The sequence below is a fragment of the Streptomyces sp. URMC 126 genome, from assembly GCF_051386555.1.
Taxonomy (GTDB): domain Bacteria; phylum Actinomycetota; class Actinomycetes; order Streptomycetales; family Streptomycetaceae; genus Streptomyces.
Genome location: NZ_JBPQTX010000999.1, coordinates 1 through 261 on the forward strand (window position 1 = coordinate 1; position 261 = coordinate 261).

The following is a 261-nucleotide window of genomic DNA, read 5'->3' on the forward strand; positions in this document are numbered from 1 at the left end:
GGTCCTCGAGGGGGTCCAAGCCCTTTTCCCGTAGGTTAAGCTCAGTGAGGAACTCGGGGTTGCCGCATGAGCTCGTCCTGCAGCGACAGATAGAACCGCGACTCACCGGGGTCGCCCTGTCGACCGGAACGTCCTCGCAACTGATTGTCGATACGGCGAGACTCGTGACGTTCCGAGCCAATGACATAAAGGCCGCCAAGCCCCTCGACCTCATTGTGTTCAGCCTGGGACTGCTCCTCATACTTGGCCAGGGTGTTGTTC

The 261-nt window shown here is 59.8% G+C and carries 1 pseudogene; it reads right to left on the reverse strand.

The annotated features are described in order from the left end of the window. Positions 1 to 62: 62 nt before the first annotated feature. A pseudogene (locus ACSNOK_RS34835) lies at positions 63 to 261 on the reverse strand (hypothetical protein); the annotation flags it as partial.